The sequence below is a fragment of the Streptomyces sp. NPDC005722 genome (assembly GCF_040630935.1).
In the GTDB taxonomy this organism is placed as follows: domain Bacteria; phylum Actinomycetota; class Actinomycetes; order Streptomycetales; family Streptomycetaceae; genus Actinacidiphila.
This window is the reverse complement of record NZ_JBEXYN010000001.1, coordinates 434,063-452,294: the sequence shown is the minus strand read 5'-3', so window position 1 is coordinate 452,294 and position 18,232 is coordinate 434,063. Positions and strand designations below refer to the sequence as shown.

Annotated in this window: 17 protein-coding genes; 11 read left to right on the top strand and 6 right to left on the bottom strand. The window is 73.3% G+C overall.

Annotated features, from left to right (window positions below):
• Positions 1-39 precede the first annotated feature (39 nt).
• The gene (locus tag ABZ479_RS02115) at positions 40-1,026 is read right to left on the bottom strand and encodes an alpha/beta fold hydrolase (RefSeq protein WP_500459377.1); all 987 of its coding nucleotides are present in this window, start codon (positions 1,024-1,026) and stop codon (positions 40-42) included.
• 294 nt (positions 1,027-1,320) lie between these two features.
• Between ABZ479_RS02115 and ABZ479_RS02110 the strand changes: the two genes are divergently transcribed.
• Together ABZ479_RS02110 and ABZ479_RS02105 are read left to right on the top strand one after the other, a co-directional pair.
• Positions 1,321-2,382, top strand: coding sequence for an ATP-grasp domain-containing protein (locus ABZ479_RS02110; protein ID WP_500459375.1), 1,062 nt, complete (start codon positions 1,321-1,323; stop codon positions 2,380-2,382).
• Positions 2,383-2,555: 173 nt separating this feature from the next.
• Complete coding sequence (locus tag ABZ479_RS02105) at positions 2,556-2,996, top strand: SRPBCC family protein (protein WP_500459374.1); 441 nt, start codon at positions 2,556-2,558, stop codon at positions 2,994-2,996.
• 81 nt (positions 2,997-3,077) lie between these two features.
• Here the strand turns inward: ABZ479_RS02105 and ABZ479_RS02100 are convergent, their stop codons facing one another.
• The 3 genes from ABZ479_RS02100 to ABZ479_RS02090 form a co-directional block, all read right to left on the bottom strand.
• Positions 3,078-4,277, bottom strand: a complete 1,200-nt coding sequence (locus ABZ479_RS02100; RefSeq protein WP_500459372.1) for a transglycosylase family protein — start codon at positions 4,275-4,277, stop codon at positions 3,078-3,080.
• A 135-nt stretch (positions 4,278-4,412) separates the two neighbouring features.
• On the bottom strand, positions 4,413-5,000 hold the full coding sequence (locus ABZ479_RS02095) for a pyridoxamine 5'-phosphate oxidase family protein (protein WP_499602652.1): 588 nt from the start codon (positions 4,998-5,000) through the stop codon (positions 4,413-4,415).
• Between the two features lie 59 nt (positions 5,001-5,059).
• Positions 5,060-5,755 carry a pentapeptide repeat-containing protein gene (locus ABZ479_RS02090; RefSeq protein ID WP_500459371.1) on the bottom strand — a complete coding sequence of 232 codons (696 nt, stop codon included), beginning with the start codon at positions 5,753-5,755 and terminating at the stop codon, positions 5,060-5,062.
• Positions 5,756-5,842: 87 nt separating this feature from the next.
• Here ABZ479_RS02090 and ABZ479_RS02085 point away from each other — a divergent pair, with 87 nt between their 5' ends.
• Both ABZ479_RS02085 and ABZ479_RS02080 read left to right on the top strand, forming a co-directional pair.
• A complete protein-coding gene (locus ABZ479_RS02085) occupies positions 5,843-7,255 on the top strand; it encodes an FtsW/RodA/SpoVE family cell cycle protein (protein ID WP_500459370.1) in 1,413 nt (470 codons plus the stop codon).
• Positions 7,252-8,715: a penicillin-binding transpeptidase domain-containing protein gene (locus tag ABZ479_RS02080; protein WP_500459368.1), complete on the top strand. Its 1,464-nt coding sequence runs from the start codon at positions 7,252-7,254 to the stop codon at positions 8,713-8,715. Before ABZ479_RS02085 ends, ABZ479_RS02080 begins: the two co-directional genes overlap by 4 nt.
• A gap of 19 nt (positions 8,716-8,734) precedes the next feature.
• On the opposite strand, the gene ABZ479_RS02075 is transcribed toward ABZ479_RS02080, so the two are convergent.
• The gene (locus tag ABZ479_RS02075; protein WP_500459367.1) at positions 8,735-9,817 is read right to left on the bottom strand and encodes a ferritin-like domain-containing protein; all 1,083 of its coding nucleotides are present in this window, start codon (positions 9,815-9,817) and stop codon (positions 8,735-8,737) included.
• 52 nt (positions 9,818-9,869) lie between these two features.
• Here ABZ479_RS02075 and ABZ479_RS02070 point away from each other — a divergent pair, with 52 nt between their 5' ends.
• The 7 genes from ABZ479_RS02070 (at position 9,870) to ABZ479_RS02040 (ending at position 16,688) form a co-directional block, all read left to right on the top strand.
• Positions 9,870-10,772 carry an AurF N-oxygenase family protein gene (locus ABZ479_RS02070; protein ID WP_500459366.1) on the top strand — a complete coding sequence of 301 codons (903 nt, stop codon included), beginning with the start codon at positions 9,870-9,872 and terminating at the stop codon, positions 10,770-10,772.
• A 30-nt stretch (positions 10,773-10,802) separates the two neighbouring features.
• Complete coding sequence (locus tag ABZ479_RS02065) at positions 10,803-11,555, top strand: TetR/AcrR family transcriptional regulator (RefSeq protein ID WP_499602664.1); 753 nt, start codon at positions 10,803-10,805, stop codon at positions 11,553-11,555.
• Positions 11,556-11,589: 34 nt separating this feature from the next.
• A complete protein-coding gene (locus ABZ479_RS02060; RefSeq protein WP_500459365.1) occupies positions 11,590-11,856 on the top strand; it encodes a DUF8847 domain-containing protein in 267 nt (88 codons plus the stop codon).
• A gap of 154 nt (positions 11,857-12,010) precedes the next feature.
• Positions 12,011-13,597, top strand: coding sequence for a chitinase (locus ABZ479_RS02055; protein ID WP_500459364.1), 1,587 nt, complete (start codon positions 12,011-12,013; stop codon positions 13,595-13,597).
• A 125-nt stretch (positions 13,598-13,722) separates the two neighbouring features.
• Positions 13,723-14,865 carry a C40 family peptidase gene (locus tag ABZ479_RS02050; protein WP_500459363.1) on the top strand — a complete coding sequence of 381 codons (1,143 nt, stop codon included), beginning with the start codon at positions 13,723-13,725 and terminating at the stop codon, positions 14,863-14,865.
• A 133-nt stretch (positions 14,866-14,998) separates the two neighbouring features.
• Positions 14,999-15,583, top strand: a complete 585-nt coding sequence (locus ABZ479_RS02045) for a TetR/AcrR family transcriptional regulator (RefSeq protein ID WP_500459362.1) — start codon at positions 14,999-15,001, stop codon at positions 15,581-15,583.
• Between the two features lie 85 nt (positions 15,584-15,668).
• Positions 15,669-16,688, top strand: coding sequence for a zinc-dependent alcohol dehydrogenase family protein (locus ABZ479_RS02040; protein ID WP_500459361.1), 1,020 nt, complete (start codon positions 15,669-15,671; stop codon positions 16,686-16,688).
• Between the two features lie 13 nt (positions 16,689-16,701).
• Here ABZ479_RS02040 and ABZ479_RS02035 read toward each other — a convergent pair whose 3' ends face one another.
• Positions 16,702-18,126 (bottom strand): selenium-binding protein SBP56-related protein, encoded by a 1,425-nt coding sequence (locus ABZ479_RS02035; RefSeq protein WP_500459360.1) that lies wholly within the window; start codon positions 18,124-18,126, stop codon positions 16,702-16,704.
• Between the last annotated feature and the right edge of the window lie 106 nt (positions 18,127-18,232).

Here is an 18,232-nt window from a genome sequence, read left to right as displayed (position 1 = left end):
GGGGGGGGGCGGCGCCGCCCCCCCCCCCCGCGCCGCCGTTCAGCGGCGGAAGCGCCGCACCGCCGCGACGAGGACCGCGCCGGCCACGAGGGCCAGGCTCGCCACGCCGCCCACGCCGGTGAGGACCCTGTCCCGCGGGCCGGTGTCGGCGAGCGCGGGGCGCTCCGCGGAAGCGGCGGCGGTGCTGTCGGCGGCCTCGCGGATCATCCGTACGACGGCGTCGGGGTGGGAGAGCATCGCGACGTGCGAGGAGTCGACCTCGACGGTGTGCGACCCCGCCCGCCTGGCCCCGAAGCGTTCCAGTGCCGGGTTGATGGCGTGGTCAGCGGTGGCGACCAGCGCCCAGGAGGGGACGGTCCGCCAGGCCGCGCCCGGCGCCTTGTCGGTGAACGCCCGAAGCGCGACGGGCCGTTGCTCGGCGGCCATCAGCCGGGTCCGCGCCGCGGGCAGGTCCGCGGCGAAGACCTTCCGGAAGACGGAGTCGCGGATGTAGATGTCGGTGCCGCTGCCCGTACCGTCCCGGTACGGCACGGAGCGCTGTGCCGAGGCGAGCTCGCTCGGCGCGAACCGGGCCGACAGCCCGCCCAGCGTCTCCCCCGTGTCCGGCATGAAGGCGGCGACGTAGACCAGTGCCCTGACGTTCCGGTTGCCCGCCGCGGCGGCGCTGATCACCGCGCCGCCGTAGGAGTGGCCGACGAGCACGACGGGGCCGTCGATGTCCTTGAGCACACTGGCCGTGTAGGTGGAGTCGCCGGTCAGCCCGCGCAGCGGGTTCGCGGGGGCGACGACCTCGTAACCGGCGCTCTCCAGGCGCTCGACGACCGGGCTCCAGCTGGACGCGTCGGCGAAGGCGCCGTGCACCAGCACCACCGTCGGCCGGGCCCCGCCGGCGGAGCCGTCGGCGACCGACGAGGCGAGGGCGGGACCGGCGGCGAACGCCGTCGAGGCGAGCGCCGCGACGAGCGCGCCCGCGCGCGCTATGTGACGTCGGTTCAGCGGAGCGGGGGAGGAGGACGGCCCAGCCATGCTGTTCTCTCTTCCGGCCGGAGGGGCTGCTGTCGTCTCCCAGCCTTGGCCCGCCGCGCCCGTCCCGCTCGTTCCCGGGGGACGGACGAGTGACGGACGGGTGACGGCGGGTCGTCCGCTCTTCCCCTGCGCTCCGCGGACGTGAAACACCGGCGTCATCGAACACGGATATGATCCGCCTCACACAAGATCCCGGACGGCCGGAAGACGTGCGTTCCGCATGCCTTCCTGCCGCCTCCCATGCATGAGGGGAGACGTCCGATAGCCCTCCGAATATGGCTCAGCAGCGCGGGGGTGGCCACCACCCAGGTGATGCGGATGCTGCGCGGCAACCCAGACTCCGTGGACGTCCGCGTCTACGGGACCAACGTCGACCCTTCGGCACCCGCCCTGGCCGCGTGCGACGTGGCCGAGCTGGAACCCCGTCACGTCGGCGACGACGCCTACGCCGACTTCGCCCTCGACTTCTGCCGCCGGCACGGGATCGACGTCCTCGTGCCACCGCGCCGGCTCGCCGCCCTCGCCGGGCGGGCCGACGACTTCGCCGCCGCGGGCACCCGGCTGATGTGCTCGCCGCCCGCCTCGGTCAAGGTGCTGACCAGCAAGAGCCGTACGTACGAGGAGGCGCTCGCCGCCGGCATCCCGGTGCCGCCGTGGCGGGTGGCGAGGGACGCCGACGGCCTGCGGGCCGCGGTGGACGAGCTGGCCGCCACCGGCGAGACCCTCTGCATCAAGCCCGCCGGCGAGTACTCGGCCTTCGGCTTCCGCATCCTGGAGGACCGGCCGATGGGCATCCGCGACCTGCTCGCCCCCGCCCGCCCCATGGCCTCGGTCGAGGCGGTCGCCCAGGCGATGAAACGGGCCGCGGACGAGGGCGAGCACGTCCCGCGCATGATCGTCATGCCGTACCTGGAGGGCCCCGAGGTCAGCGTCGACTGCCTGTCCGCCCCGGGCGGGCAGCTGCTCGCCGCGATCCCCCGGGCCAAGGAGGGCCGCTACCGGCTGCTGCTGGACGACCCCGGGATCACGGAGATCGCGCGGCGTCTCGTCGGTCACTTCGGCCTCGCCTACCTCTCCAATGTGCAGCTGCGCCACCGCCACGGCGAGCCCGTCCTCCTGGAGGCGAACCCCCGGCCCTCCGCGGGGATCTTCCAGACCGCCTTCACCGGGGTGAACCTGCCCTGGGCGGCCGTCCGCCTGCTCACCCAGGGCGACGCCGGCCTCCGTACGGCTCCCCGGCTCGGCGGCCGGGTCGCCGTGACGGAGGCGGTCACCGAGGTCCCGGTGGTCCCCGGCGTCGCGGACGTCCCCGGTCTCCCCGGGTTCCCCGACGTCCCGGAGGTCAGCGTGGCGTGATCGGGGGCGTGGCGCCCGCCCCGGCTCCCGTCCCCGGCGCGCCCGCGCTCGCCGCCCGGACACCGTGCCGACCGTGACGCAAGCGGTCACGGGGGTCCCGGAGGTCCCGGAGGTCAGCGTGGCGTGAGCCGGGGGCAGGGGGCAGGCTGGAGGGAGGAAGGAGGTGGCGGCTCATGAGCAGACTCGAAGAGCAGATCGACCTGGACGTTCCGACCGAGGTGGCGTGGCGGCACTTGCACCGCCTGGAGGACTACCCGCAGTTCGTCGGGGGTGTCCGGGAGGCGAGCGCGGCCGGGGACGGCAAGGCCCGGCTCGGCGTGTCGGGAACGACCCACGACTCGCTCGACGCGGAGTTCTCCGACCGCACCAAGGCCCGGAGCGACACCCGTGAGATGACCTGGCGCACCAGCGGCGGTGCCGAGATCACCGGAACGTGCTCGGTCCTCCCGATCGACGAGCAGCACAGCCGCGTCCAGGTACGCATGGAGTACGACCCCGCCGAGATCCACGACGCCTTCGGCGGTCCGAAGGGCTTCGCCCAGGTCAGCGCGATCGAGCGCACGGTCCGTGACGACCTCGAACGCTTCAAGGACCTCGTCGAGCGCGAGCACTAGACGGCACCCCCGCGCGCCCGCGCACCACACCCGGTCCGTGCGGCCCCACCCGGGCCGTGCGGACCGCGACGACCGGCCCCCTCAGAGCCGCACGCCGTGCCGGCGCAGGTAGGCGACCGGATCGACGTCGGAGCCGTACCCCTCGCCGCTGCGGACCTCGAAGTGCAGGTGCGGACCGGTGGTGTTGCCCGTGGAGCCCGAGCGGCCGACCTGACGGCCGGCGGCCACGGACTGGCCGGCGCGCACGGTCAGCGAGGACAGGTGGCCGTACTGGGTGTACATGCCGTCGTGGTGCCGGATGACCACCTGGTAGCCGTAGGCCCCGCCCCAGCCGGCCTCGACGACGGTCCCCGCGGCGACCGCCTTGACGGAGGTGCCGGTGGGCACGGTGAAGTCCTGGCCGGTGTGGTAACCGCTGGCCCAGTGGGCTCCGCTGCGGTGGTACGGGGTGCCGAGCCCACCGCTGACCGGCGCGACGAAGGCCTGCGCGGCCGAGGCGGGCGCGGCGCGCCGCTCCGCGGGCTTCGTGCTCTTCGCGGGCTTCCCGGTCTTCGCCGGTTTGGCGGGCTTGACGGGCTTGGCTGCCTTCGGGCCGCGGGGCACGGAGAGTTGCTGCCCGGGAAGGATCAGGTCGGGGTCGGCGCCGACGACCCGGCGGTTCACGTCGTACAGCCGCTGCCAGCCGCCGCTGACGTCCTGCTCGTCCGCGATGCCGGAGAGCGTGTCCCCGCCGACGACGGTGTAGGAGCCGCCCCGGCCCGCGGGACGACGGTCCGTCCCCGGCTTCTCCCGCCCGTCGTCCGCCTTCGCGGCCCCCTTGCCGTGCTTCCCCTCGGGCTGCTTCCCCTCGGTCCGCTTCTCCGGGGCCGCCGCCTCACGCCGGGGCTCGTCCCGGGAGAGCCCGGCCCGCTGCGAGCACACCGGCCACGCCCCGGGGCCCTGACCGTCCAGGACGCGTTCGGCCACCGCTATCTGCTCGGACCTCGTCGCCAGGTCGGCCCGCGCGGCGAACTTCGCACCGCCGTACGCCTTCCACGTCGACTGCGCGAACTGCAGCCCGCCGTAGTAGCCGTTGCCCGTGTTGATGTGCCACTTGCCGCTGCTCTCGCACGCGGCGACCTTGTCCCACGTCCCGGCCGTGGCCGCGCCCGCCCCCTGGGCGGCGATGAACGGCAGCGCGAGCCCCGCGCCGGAGGCGGCGGTGACGGCGACCGACACCGGCGACAGCCGGCTCGGCGGCTGGGGTCTGCGGTGGCGACCGCGCACTGACCGTACGGGCATGGGGGACCACCTCTCGGTTCCGGACACACGGCCGTACAAGTACGACAGAAGGATCTTGTCGCCGCAAGGGTGCTTTTGAGACTCTGTCGTCCCAAACCGTGCGCCCCGGAACCGGGTTGGGGCGGGCGCGCCCCCTCAGGAGGTGCGCGGCGGCAGCGGGAGCGGCAGCCCCGGCAGGCCGTCGAGGCTGACCTCGACGTAGGGCTTGGCCGCGCAGTAGTCGCCGAAGGACTCCTCGGTCTCACGGGCGAAGCGCTGCGTGTGCAACGGCCGTTCCTCCCGGAAGTCCAGGTAGGGGACGGCGAACCCGCAGCTGTCGCTGATGCGTTCGGCGGTGACGACGATCACGGCGCGCAGGTCGGTCCGCTTGCGGATGTCGTCGGAGAAGTACGGCAGGAGGCCGTCCCAGCGTGGGTCGTCGCGGAAGACGGGCTCGCCGCGCCCGTGCACCCGCACGATGGTGGGCGGTCCGGTGAAGGCGCACCACATCAGGGTGATGCGGCCGTTCTCCCGCAGGTGGGCGATGGTCTCGGCGCCGCTGCCGCCGAGGTCGGCGTAGGCGAAGGTGTGGTCGTCGACGAGGGCGGAGGAACCGTCGAGGCCCTTGGGCGACACGTTGACGTGCCCGTCGCCGGACAGGGGCGCGGTGGCGGTGAAGAAGACCTTCTGCTCCTCGATGAAGGCGCGCAGGCGCCCGTCGATGCGTTCGTACGTCTTTCCCATGTCTGCGATTCTCCGGTCGCGGGTGCGGCGCGCGCCGCACCTTTCCGGCCGCGGGCGGGTCAGCGCCGCCGGGGAGGGCGCGGGCGGTCGTCCTCGCCGTCGCGGACGACGATGCCCAGCGCGCCGGCGAGCGCCGGGGCGAGGTCGAGCAGCTGGGCGCTGCCGATGACGGCGCCGCGCAGCGAGTCGTGGCCGTCGGCGAGGTCGAGGCGGGTGGCACCGCGCAGGTCGACGGCGTCGAGCTCGGCACGGCCGATGCGCAGGCGCTCAAGGGCGGTACCGGGGAAGGACACGTCCTTCAGGCGGGCTCCGCCGAGGTCGACGTCGCGCAGCACGCAGTCCTCGAAGATGACCTCGTGCAGCCGGGCGGCACGCAGGTTGACGGAGTCGAACTTGCAGCGCCGGAAGACCACCCGCCGCAGCACCGCGCCGAAGGCCTCGACCCCGGCGAGCACGCAGGAGTCGGCGGTGGCGTCCGTCCAGTTCGTCTCGGCGGCCGAGGTGCCGACGAACCGGGCGCCCTGGAGCCAGACCTCGTTGAAGCGCGCCCGCCGCAGGCTGCCGCCCTCCAGGACGGTGTCGGTGACCGCGCACTCCAGGAAGACGGCACCGCCGGCCTCCTGTTCGCCGAGGACGAGGCCGTCGAAGTGGACGGTGTCGTAGCGCTCCTCGACGCCCAGCGCGGACTCGCCGAAGGGCTCCAGCACCTCCGCGTACGGCAGCTCGGACAGGGACTGCGGTGCCTTGAAGGTCATGGCGGCCACGCTAGTGGCCCCCTGTGACAACGCCACCCTTCATGAATATGAGCGATTTGTCCGTGATGTCTTGCTACGTTGCGTCCCATGACCGCCCCCGCCCCCGGGACCTCGTCGCCGGCCGTCGCCGTGCCCGCCGTCCGGCTGCCCCGGCGCCGGGGCGTCGAGCTGGCCCTGCTGGTCGGCGCGGTGCTGATCCCGGTGTACGGCTACTGCGCCGTGGGCCTGGCGCACGACGGCGCCGTGCCGCAGGGCGCGGCCGGCTACGGCGCGGCGCTCGGCGGCCTGGCGCTGGTGGCCCACCTGGCGGTGCGCCTGCGCGCCCCGTACGCCGATCCGCTGCTGCTGCCGATCGGGGTGCTGCTCAACGGCCTCGGCCTGGTCCTGATCTACCGCCTCGACCTGGAGACCCCCGACGACGCCGCCCCGGCCCAGCTGATCTGGTCGGGGCTGGGCGTGGCACTGTTCACCGCGGTCGTCCTGCTGCTGCGCGACTACCGCACCCTGGCCCGGTACGCCTACCTCGGTGTCGCGGCGGCCCTGGTGCTGATGATCGTGCCGAGCCTCTTCCCCGCCGTGAACGGCGCGCGGATCTGGATCCGGGTCGCGGGCTTCTCCTTCCAGCCGGGCGAGTTCGCGAAGGTGCTGCTGGCGGTGTTCTTCGCGGCGTACCTGGCCGACAACCGCGCCGCGCTCGCCCACGCCGGACGGCGGGTCCGGGGGTTCCGCCGGCTGCAGCTGCCGCCCGGCCGGGTGCTCGGCCCGGTGCTGGCGGTCTGGACGATCAGCCTCGGCGTGCTGGTGGTGGAACGCGACCTGGGCACCTCGCTGTTGTTCTTCGGCCTCTTCGTGATCCTGCTCTACGTCGCCTCCGGCCGCACCGGCTGGATCGCGATCGGGCTGCTGCTGTCGGCGGCCGGCGCCTTCCTCGTCGGCTCCCTCGAACCGCACGTCCACTCCCGGGTCGCGGACTGGCTCCACCCCTTCGCCGGCATCGAGGAGGGCCGGGGGCCCGGCCAGCTGGCGCAGTCGTTGTTCGCCTTCTCCGCCGGGGGGCTGCTCGGCGCGGGCCTGGGCGAGGGGCACTCGATCCTCATCGGCTTCGCGGCCAAGTCCGACTTCATCCTGGCGACGGCCGGCGAGGAACTGGGGCTGACCGGGCTGACCGCGCTGTTCCTGCTGTACGGGCTGCTGGTGGCCCGGGGCCACCGGGCGGGGCTGGCGGTCCGCGAGCCCTTCGGCCGGCTGCTGGCCGTGGGGCTGGCCTCGATCGTCGCGCTGCAGGTCTTCGTGATCGCCGGCGGGGTGACGGACCTGATCCCGCTGACGGGGATGGCGATGCCCTTCCTCGCGCAGGGGGGTTCCTCGGTCGTCACCAACTGGGTGATCGTCGCGCTGCTGATCCTGCTCAGCGACACCGCGCGCCGCCCGCTGCCCGGCCCCGACACCGGCGCGACCGCCGCGGGCCGGGCGGACGCGGGCCGGGCGGACGCCGCGTGATCACGTACGCCCGCCGGGCCGCGGCACTGTGCCTGCTGCTCCTGGTGGCCCTGCTGGTGAACGCCCTCCGGATCCAGGTGGTGCGGGCCCCGGCGTACGACGGCAACCCCGCCAACCGGCGGGTGCCGATCGACCGTTACGGGCAGCCGCGCGGCGACATCCTCGTCGACAGCCGGCCGGTGACCGGCTCCCGCTCCACCGGCGCGCAACTGGACTGGGTCCGCACCTACGCCGACGGCCCGCTCTACGCCCCGGTGACCGGCTTCTCCTCCCAGACGTACGGCACCGCCCTGCTGGAGGCCGCCGAGGACGAGGTGCTGTCCGGCTCCTCCCCCGGCCTGTCCGCGCTCCCGCTGTGGAACGCGATCAGCAGGCAGCCGCAGCGCCCGGGCGACGTCCGCACCACCATCGACCCCGCCGCGCAGAAGGCCGCGTACAAGGCGCTGGCCGGGAAGAAGGGCGCGGTGGCCGCCCTCGACCCGGCGACCGGCCGGATCCTGGCACTGGTCAGCACGCCCTCGTACGACCCGGCGACGATCGCCGGGACCGGCCCGGAGGCGCTCGGCGCCTGGCGCGCGCTGGTCGCCGCCGAGGACCAGCCGATGCTCAACCGGGCGCTGCGCCAGACGTACCCGCCGGGTTCGACCTTCAAGACGGTGACCGCGGTGGCGGCGCTGGCCTCCGGGGTGGTCACCGACGTCGACCGGCCCACCGACTCCCCCGACCCCTACCCGCTGCCGGGTTCCACGACCTCGCTGGCGAACGAGTCGGCGTCCTCCCGCTGCGAGGACGCGCCGCTGCGGTACGCGTACGTCGTCTCCTGCAACACCGTCTTCGGCAAGCTCGGTGACGACGTGGGACTGCGGGCGATGCGCGAGACGGCCGAGGCCTTCGGCTTCAACGACCCCTCCATCGGGGTCCCGTCGCGCCCCGCGGTGAGCGTCTTCGACCGCCGCATGGACCGGGCGCAGCTGGCGATGTCGTCGATCGGGCAGTACGACACCCGGGCCACCCCGCTGCAGATGGCGATGGTCGCCGCGGCCGTCGCCAACGACGGCACGCTGATGTACCCGCACCTGGTGGACCGGACGACCGACGCCGACGGCCTCCCCCTGGAGGTCACCGGGGACCGGGCCTACCGGCAGGTGATGGACGTGGCCGTGGCCTTCACGATGCAGGACCTGATGGTCGCCGTGGTGCGGCACGGCACGGGCCGCAACGCCGCCCTGCCGGGCGTGCTGGTGGGCGGCAAGACGGGCACGGCCCAGCACGGCGAGGACAACCGCGGGAACCCGTTCGCCTGGTTCATCTCCTGGGCGAAGGAGAGCCGCGGGGCCCCGGCGAAGGTGGCCGTGGCCGTCGTCGTGGAGGACGCCGCCGCGGACCGCGCCGACATCAGCGGCGGCGGCAAGGCGGCCCCGGTCGCCCGCGCCGTGATGCGCGCGGTGCTGGGGGACTGACCCTCGCGCCCGGCCCCGCTCAGTCCTCGGCGCCCAGCGCGATGGCCTCCTCGACCTCGGCGGCCCGCTCGCCCTCCTCCTTCGCGAAGCGCTCGGCGTCGAGCTTCTCGGCGATCTCCTCGTCCTGGGCCATCAGCAGGTCGAGGTCGGAGTCGCCCATCTCCAGCACGCCCATGTCGACGTAGGCGCGCTGCAGTCGCTCACCCCACAGCCCGATGTCCTTCACGCACGGCACGATGCGGCTGAACAGCAGCTTGCGGAACAGCTGCAGGTACTCGGAGCGCTCGCTCAGCTCCTCGGCCTCCTGCCGCGGGATGCCGAAGTCCTCCAGCACCTCGGCGCCGCGCAGCCGGTCGCGCATGAGGTAGCAGCCCTCGATGACGAACTCCTCGCGCTCGCGCAGTTCGGCGTCGGACAGCTGCTTGTAGTGGTCGCGCAGCGCCATCCGCCCGAAGGCGACGTGCCGGGCCTCGTCCTGCATGACGTAGGTGAGGATCTGCTTCGGCAGCGGCTTGTCGGTGGTGTCGCGGAGCATGCCGAAGGCGGCCAGCGCCAGGCCCTCGATGAGCACCTGCATGCCCAGGTACGGCATGTCCCAGCGGGAGTCGCGCAGGGTGTCGCCGAGCAGCGCCTGCAGCGAGTCGTTGACCGGGTAGGTCATGCCGACCTTGTCGCGCAGGAAGCGGGAGTAGATCTCGGCGTGCCGGGCCTCGTCCATCGTCTGGGTCGCGGAGTAGAACTTGGCGTCGAGGTCGGGCGCCGACTCCACGATGCGGGCGGCGCAGACCATGGCGCCCTGCTCCCCGTGGAGGAACTGGCTGAACTGCCAGGAGGCGTAGGCACGGCGCATGTCGCGCTTGTTCCGCTCGGACATCTTGTCCCAGTACGGCGTCCCGTAGACGGTCATGTTCTGGTCCGGCACGCCGAGCGGGTCGTACGGGTCGACCTCGATGTCCCAGTCGATGCGGGTGACCGCGTCCCACTGCTTGTCCTTGCCCTTCTGGTAGAGGGCCAGCAGCCGGTCGCGCCCGTCGTCGTACTCCCAGGAGAAGCGGGCGGCTCCGGAAGCCGGGATCTCCCACAGGTTGTCCTGCGACGGCATTGGCGTCTCCTCGACTCTTGACGGGCTTGCTGACACACAGTCTCATAAGAGCATGACCGCTGGCACCCCTCTTGCAACGCGTGAGAAAGTGGCGGAGCGGCTGCTCGACGCCTCCGCGAAGCACTCCTTCGACCCCGACACCGAGCTCGACTGGGAGGCCCCGTTCGAGGACGGCGCCTGGTTCTGGCCCCCCGAACTGGTCTCCCTGTACGACACCCCGCTGTGGAAGCACATGTCCGAGGAGCAGCGGATCGAACTGAGCCGGCACGAGGCGGCGTCGCTGGCCTCGATCGGCATCTGGTTCGAGATCATCCTCATGCAGCTGCTGCTGCGGCACTCCTACGACCTCGACCCCACCAGCGGGCACGTCCGCTACGCGCTGACCGAGATCGCCGACGAGTGCCGCCACTCGAAGATGTTCGCGCGGCTGGTGACCCGGCTCGGCACGCCCGTGTACCGGCCCTCCCGCCTGGACCACAACCTCGGCCGGGTGCTGAAGACGGTCTCCACCACGCCCGGTTCCTTCACCGGCACCCTGCTCGCCGAGGAGATCCTCGACTGGATGCAGCGGCTGACCTTCCCGGACGAGCGCGTGCAGCCGCTGACCCGCGGCGTCACCCGCATCCACGTGGTGGAGGAGGCCCGGCACATCCGCTACGCCCGTGAGGAGCTGCGCCGCCAGATGGCCTCGGCGCCGCGCTGGGAGCTCGCCTTCACCCGGGTCTCCTCCGCGGAGGCCGCCCGGGTGATCGCCCGGTCGCTGATCAGCCCGCGGGTGTACGCCTCGGTGGGACTGGATCCCCGGTACGCCGCCGAGCTGGCCCGCACCAGCCCGCACCGCCGGGACGTGATGCGGCAGGCCGCGCGGAAGCTCATGGACTTCCTGGACGAGATCGGCATGTTCGAGGGCCCGGGCGTACGGCGCATGTGGCGCACCTCGGGGCTTCTCGGCTAGGACACCGCCCGGGCGGATACGCTGGCGTCCATGAACGGCCGTTCGACGCCGGCGCCCGCCGCTCCCGCCTACCGCCGGCTGAGCGTCGAGCAGCGCCGCACCCAGCTGCTCGCCGCCGCGGTGGACCTCTTCGGGCACCGCAGGCCCGAGGACGTCTCGGTCGACGACGTGGCCGCGGCCGCGGGGGTCTCCCGCCCCCTGGTCTACCGCTACTTCCCGGGCGGGAAGCAGCAACTGTACGAGGCCGCCATGCGCAACGCCGCCGAGGAGCTGAGGACCTGCTTCGTCGAGCCCGCCGAGGGCGAGATGACCCAGCGCCTGTCCAACGCGCTGGACCGCTACCTCGCCTACGTGGACGAGCACGACGCGGCGTACTCCGCGCTGCTGCGCGGCGGCAGCGTGGCCGAGACCAGCCGGACCGACGCCATCGTGGACGGCGTGCGGCGCGGCGCGGCCGAGCAGATCCTCATGCACCTGGGCGCCCCGCACCCGGGGCCGCGGCTGGCCATGATGGTGCGTTCCTGGATCGCCAGCGTCGAGGCCGTCTCTCTGACCTGGCTGGACGAGGGCAAGCGGCCCCCCGCCCAGGAGCTGCGGCAGTGGCTGGTGGACCACTTCATCGCCCTGTTGCTGGTCAGCTCCACCACCGACCAGGAGACCGCCGAGGTCGCGCTGGCCGCGCTGGAGCGGGAGAGCGCCGGCAGCCCCGCCGGGGACCTGGCCCGCCGGGTGACCCCGCTGGCCCAGGCAGTCGCACATCTGCTCCCACCTGCCGTTTCCTGAACGCGACCCCCTCCACAGGGCCTACCCTGACCCCGTGAGGCATGAGGACACGGAATTCGTCGGAGGGCCGCTGGACGGCCGCGTGCTGGGGGTGCTGACCGGCATCACCGGGCAGCCCCCGAAGGTGTACGAGGTGCCGGTGCCGCAGGAGGACGGCGCAGCCCCGGTGGTGCACGTCTATCATCGCGAGCCCAGTCCCGGCCCGCGCGCGCAGCGCCGTACGCGCTGGGTCTTCGTCTACGACCCGGAGGGGAACCGGCCGGAGGGGCCGCGCTGGCCCTGGTCTAAGCCGCGGGGGTGACCGCGGGGCGGCCGCCCGGGCGACGGGCGGCGCCACCCGGGTGACGGGGGCGACGGGCCGCCGGGATGGTCCGGACCATTGACAGGATTGGTCCAGACCTGTTTGCTGCGAGTTGTCATGCGCACTTCTTCTCACCCCCGAAGGAGCGGCCCCCATGAGACACCTCGTCGCCGCGACCGCGACCCTCGCCTGCACCGCCGTGCTCGGCGGGCTGGTCGCCCTCGCCCCCACGGCGCACGCCGGTGAGTTCCTGGCCAACGGAGGCTTCGAGTCGGGCAACCTGTCCGGCTGGAGCTGCGACTCCGGCACCACGCAGGTGGTGACCGGGCAGGCGAAGAGCGGCAGTCGCGCCCTCGCCGGCACCCCGAGCGGCACCGGGACCGCGCAGTGCAAGCAGACGGTGGGCGTCGCCCCCAACACCGCGTACACCTTCTCGGCGCAGGTCAAGGGGAGTTACGTCTACATCGGCGTGGACGGCGGTGCCGGCACCTGGACCCCGGGCACCGGCGGCGGCTACCAGCAGCTGAACGTCGCGTTCACGACCGGCCCGAACCAGACCAGCGCGACGGTCTACGTGCACGGCTGGTACGCCCAGCCCACCTACTACGCCGACGACCTGTCGCTCACCGGGCCCGGCGGGCCCACGCCCAGTCCGACCCCCACCGACCCGACGCCGACGCCCACTCCGACCGACCCGACGCCGACACCGACCCCGACCGACCCGGCGCCGTCCTCCCACGCCCTGGTCGGCTACCTGCACTCCAGCTTCGCCAACGGCTCGGGCTACGTCCGCATGGCCGACGTCCCCGCGAGCTGGGACTACATCGACCTCGCCTTCGGCGAGCCCACCTCCACCACCTCCGGCGACATCCGCTTCAACCGCTGCCCGGTCGCCGAGTGCCCGAACGTGGAGTCCGACGCGGAGTTCAAGGCCGCGATCAAGGCCAAGCAGGCGCAGGGCAAGAAGGTGCTGATCTCCATCGGCGGCCAGAACGGCCAGGTCCAGCTCACCACCACCGCCGCCCGCGACGCCTTCGTCGCCTCCGTCGGCAGGATCATCGACACCTGGGGACTGGACGGGCTCGACATCGACTTCGAGGGCCACTCCCTCTCCCTCAACGCCGGTGACACCGACTTCCGTAACCCGACCACCCCCGTCGTGGTCAACCTGATCTCCGCGCTGAAGACCCTCAAGGCCAAGTACGGCAGCGCCTTCGTGCTGACCATGGCCCCCGAGACCTTCTTCGTCCAGCTCGGCTACCAGTTCTACGGCCCGGGCCCGAACGGCGCCCAGGACCCGCGGGCCGGCGCCTACCTCCCGGTGATCCACGCGATGCGCGCGGACCTGACCCTGCTCCACGTCCAGGACTACAACTCCGGGCCGATCATGGGACTGGACAACCAGTACCACCAGATGGGCGGCGCGGACTTCCACATCGCCATGACCGACATGCTGCTCACCGGCTTCCCGGTCGCGGGCAACACCTCCCGGGTCTTCCCGGCGCTCTCCCCCTCGCAGGTCGCGATCGGCCTGCCCGCTACCAGCAACGCCGGCAACGGCTGGACGACCCCGGCCGAGGTGAACAAGGCGCTGGACTGCCTTACCCGGAAGGTCAACTGCGGCGGCTACGCCACCCACGGCACCTGGCCCGGGCTCCGCGGCCTGATGACCTGGTCGATCAACTGGGACAGGTTCGGCAATGGGGAATTCCAGCGGAACTTCGACGGCTACTTCGGCTGACGCCGGACGAACGGGTGGCTCCGGTACCGCCGGAGCCGCCCGTTCCGGCCCGTCCCCCTGTCGCAGCCGACCCGATCATGTAAGGATCTACCCGCGGACATCGGCGGACAGGCGGAGGTGACGGAATGTCAGCAGCACACCGGCCCAAGGAATGGGTGCGCAGGGCACTCGTCTGCGGGGCGCTGCTGGCCGCCGCGGCCCTGGGCATCCCCGCCCAGGCCTACGCCGTACCCGACGACCCCACGCCGGGCGACCGGACGCTCGTCGTACTGCTGGAACAGCTCCAGGACCTCTACCAGAGGGCCGAGCAGGCCACCGAGACCTACGACCAGGCCAAGGTCGAACTCGAGGAGAACCAGAGCAAGGCCGACCGCCTCGACCGGCAGCTCGCCGAGGAGCGCACCGCGCTCAGCGACGCCCGCGCGCTGGCCGGGCAGCTGGCGCGGGAGCAGTACAAGTCGGGCGGCGTCTCCCCGTACCTCAACCTGCTGCTCAGCAACGACCCGCAGGACGCCTTCACCCAGGGGCACATGCTCGACCGCGCCGCGGGCAGCCAGGCCGAGCTCGTCGCGCAGCTGGAGAACGGCGAGAAGCGGATCGCCGCGCTCAACCGGGCCCAGCAGCACGCGCTGGACGGCTCGGAGCAGTTGGAGGAGAAGCAGCGTGAGGCCAGGGACGAGATCGAGCGGCAGCTCGCCGACGTCGAACGGATCCTGGCCGGTCTCACCGGCACCCAGATCGAGGACCTGCAGAAGCTGGAGGAGCAGGGCATCGACCAGGCGCAGGCCGCCTTCCTGCGCTCCGGCAAGCTCGGCAACGTGGCCCTCGCCCCGTCGATGGCCGGCAACAGGGCACTGAGCTTCGCCTACGCCCAGCTCGGCAAGCCCTACGTGTGGGGCGCCGAGGGCCCGAAGGCGTACGACTGCTCGGGCCTCACCTCGCAGGCCTGGGAGCACGCGGGCACCACCATCCCGCGCACCAGCCAGGAGCAGTGGAAGCAGCTGCCGCACGTCCCGCTGAACCTGCTGCGCCCCGGCGACCTGGTGGTCTACTTCCCCGGCGCCACCCACGTGGCGATGTACATCGGCAACGGCATGGTCATCCAGGCCCCGCGCCCGGGCGGCGTCGTCAAGATCTCCCCGATCGCGGCCAACCCGGTCCTCGGCGCGGTCCGGCCGGACTCCGGCAACCCGCCGATGAAGCACTACGTCTCCCCGTCGGCCCCCAAGTCGGCCCACGCCCCGACCCCGCTCGGCACCCGCTCCTGAAGCCGCGCCGGCGGCTCGTGCGCACGGGCGCCGGCACCGGTGTGACCGGGGTCTCACCGGCATCGGACAGACCTGTCTGTTAGTTTTGCCGTGAGGGGCCCGCCGGGCCCCGGCGAGGACCACGGTGAGCACCATGCCCACGACGGCGAAGCGCCTCCCGGCGCGGGAGCGCATACTGACCACGGCCGAGGCGCTGTTCGCCGCCCACGGCCTGCGCGGCGTGGGCGTCGACCGGATCATCGCCGAATCGGGCGTGGCCAAGTCCACGCTGTACGTGCACTTCCCCTCCAAGGACGAGCTGGCCGCCGCGTACCTGCGCCGGGTCGACGACTCCTGGCGGGGCAGGCTGCGCGCCGCCGCACTGGCGGCCGGGGACGATCCCCGCGAGCAACTGGTCGGCCTGTTCGACGCGGTCTCGGCCTCGTACGAGCGCCACGGCTTCCACGGCTGCCCGTTCATCAACGCCGCCGCGGAGAGCGAGCCCGGCAGCCCCCCGCACGAGGTGACCGTGGCGCACAAGCGGGCGGTGCGGGCATGGGTGCGGGGGCTGGCCGAGGCGGCCGGCGCCGCGGACCCCGACGAGCTCGCGCTGCAGCTGACCCTGCTCGTGGACGGCACCCTGGCCGCGGGCAAGCTGGAGCAGGACCCGGCGATGCCGGCCGCCGCCAAGGCCGCCGCCCGCGCCGCGGTCGAGCGGGCCTGCCCGCCCGCCGTCTGACCCCGTCGCGCCCTCGCCCCGCCGCGGGACGAGGGCTTTCCTCCGACCCGAATCAAACAGACCTGTCTGTTCGAAAGGACATCCGATGACCACCTCCCGCCCCCCGGTGGGCGCCACCATGCGCGCCGTCCTGCTGGAAGAGTTCGGCAGCCCCCTCGTCCTCGGCACGATCCGCACCCCCGCGCCCGGCCCCGGCGAGGTGCTGGTCCGGATCGCGACCTCGGGGGTGAACCCCCTGGACACCAAGATCAGCGCCGGGAAGGCTCCGCACGCCAGGACCCGGCCGCCCGCCGTGCTCGGCCTGGACCTCGCCGGCGTGGTCGAGGAGGTCGGGGCGGACGTCACCGGCTTCGCGCCCGGGGACGAGGTCTTCGGCATGACCGGCGGGGTCGGCGGCCTGCAGGGGTCGCTGGCCGAGTACGCGGCTGTGGACGTCCGGCTGCTGGCCCGCCGGCCCACTTCCCTGACGGCACATCAGGCGGCGGCGCTCCCGCTGGTCTTCATCACCGCCTGGGAGGGCCTGGTGGACCGGGCGGGCGTGCGCGAGGGGCACAAGGTGCTCGTCCACGGCGGCGCCGGCGGCATCGGCCACGTCGCGGTCCAGCTCGCCCGGGCCCGGGGCGCGGAGGTCTTCGCCACCGGCTCGCCGCGGAGCCTGGAGACCATCGCCGGCCTCGGGGCGACCCCCATCGACCGCACCACCACCCCGGTCGACGCCTACGTCGCCGAGCACACCGGCGGCGAGGGCTTCGACGTCGTCGTCGACACCGTCGGCGGGGAGACGCTCGACGCCTCCTTCACCGCGGTGCGCACCTACACCGGGCACGTGGTGAGCGCCCTCGGCTGGGGCAGCCACAGCCTCGCGCCGCTGTCCTTCCGCGGCGCCACCTACTCCGGGGTCTTCACGCTGCTGCCGATGCTCACCGGCCGCGGGCGCGAACACCACGGCGGGATCCTGCGCGAGGCCGCCACCCTCGCCGAGGCCGGGGCCCTGCGGCCGCTGCTCGACCCGCGCCGCTTCACCCTGGCCACGGCCGCCGAGGCGCACGCCGTGGTGGAGCGGGGCGAGGGCCGGGGCAAGGTCGTCGTCGACGTCGCCGGGTGAGGGAGCCCGGCGGTCAGTGCCGGTAGCAGTACGAGTCCGAGGAGGCGTCGCCGCCCTCCAGGCGCGTCTGGTGCACCCGCAGGCCCCCGAAGTCGGGGCCGTGCGGGAAGAAGCCCGGGTCGACGCGCAGCCCGCCGCCGGCGGTGTCGGCGTCGAGCTTGACCATCCACGGGTCGATGCCCTCGGGGTAGAACTGCTCGTCCCAGGCGGCGTACAGGGAGTTCGTCACGTAGACGCGCCGCCCGTCGCGGCTGAGCTCGACCATCTGCGAGCCGCCGCTCAGCGGGACGTCCGGCGCCGCGGGGTGCGCCTGCCGGCCGGCGATGCCGCCCAGTCGCACGGACGCGGTCAGCCGCGGCCGGAGCGGGTCGCCCACGTCGTACTGGAGGAGGTCGCCGGTCCCCCACGCGGACACGTACAGCCACCGGTCGTCCACCGACAGGTCGATGTCGGTGATCAGCGGGGGCACCGCGCCGAACGGCCGCAGCGCCGGGGGCAGCTCCTCCGCGCGGGCGGGCTCGGCGGGCAGGGTGATCACCTTGCGGACCGTGAACTCCCCGCCCTCCCGGGTCCACAGCCACACCGAGGCCGACAGGTCCTCGACGTCGACGACCGTGTTCACGAACCCCCAGGTCGCCTCGGGGTCGTGGGAGGGGCGCAGCTCCAGCACCATCTGGTTCCGGTCGCCCAGGTCGACGCACTGCAGGTGCCGGCCCGTCTCCAGGTCCCAGAAGTGCACCGCGTGCCCGTAGCGGCGGTCCAGCAGCAGTTCGGGGACGAGCCCGTCCTCGATCATCGAGGGGCTGCCCCACTCGCTGGTGACGGCGATGTTCTGCCGCAGGTGCCACCAGACGTCGTAGGCGAGCCGCTGCGGTCCGCGCTCGCTCTCCCAAGCGCGCAGCACGTCGAAGGTCTCGTGGTCCAGCAGCGCGACACCGCCGGGACCGTCCGTGCCGTCCGCGCCGCCCAGGCAGGACAGGAACACCCCGTCGGGGCCGCAGTGGAGGGTGTGCGGCCGCGAGTACCCGGCCCTGGCGGCGAGTTCCCCGGCGTCGACCACCTTGACCAGCCGCGGGCGGGCCGGGTCGGGAACGGTGTCGAGGACGTGCAGCCGGGAGGAACGCAGTCCCGGGACGATGAGGAAGCGGCGCGCGGCGTGGTGGTGGCCGGGGTGCGCCAGCGCGCTGGAGCAGGCGTTCCAGCCGAAGTGGTGCAGTTCGTTTCCGAGGCCCGGCAGCTCGACCCGGGCGGCCACCCGGCCGTACGCCGGGGACGCCGGATCGGTGACGACGGTGAACAGCGCGTCCGGGCGCTCGCCGGCCGGGTCGAACCCGACGACGTAGGCGAGCCGTTCCGGCGGCGCGGCGACCGCGTCCGCCGGGGTGCGGTACAGGGTGGGGTCGAGGTGGCCGTCGCGGTCGTGCTCGGTCGTCGTCATCGCCGTTCCCTCTCCCGTACGGGAGCGCGGGGCCCGGGGCTGCGCGGCGGACGGCCCGGCCCACCGGTGCGGGATCTGTGTGCGGACGCCGGACAGAAGTCCCGTA